This window comes from Cohnella sp. GbtcB17 (assembly GCF_019091135.1).
In the GTDB taxonomy this organism is placed as follows: Bacteria; Bacillota; Bacilli; order Paenibacillales; family Paenibacillaceae; genus Cohnella.
Genome location: NZ_JAGXJW010000230.1, coordinates 1 through 281 on the forward strand (window position 1 = coordinate 1; position 281 = coordinate 281).

Consider the following 281-nt stretch of genomic DNA (forward strand, 5'->3'; position numbering starts at 1 on the left):
GGGGCGCTTGGCCAGGCAGCCGCCAGCATCGACAGACTCGCCGACAAGCTGGCCGACTACCTGGAGCGCAACACCGAGGGCTTGCAGGCCGTGGCCGGCGGCCGGCACGAGTATCGGATCGAGATGGACCGCTCGTACGGCGACTTCGCCCGCATAGCCGAGAGCATCAACGCGATGGCCGTGCAGCTCGACCGTTCGATTCGCGACGAGCGGCACGCCGAGAAAACGAACAACGACCTCATCACCGGCGTGTCGCACGTCCTCCGAACGCCGCTCACGTC

1 pseudogene is annotated in these 281 nt (G+C 67.3%); it reads left to right on the top strand.

The annotated features are described in order from the left end of the window. Positions 1-281 (top strand): annotated as a pseudogene (locus KVT38_RS33670) (sensor histidine kinase); the annotation flags it as partial.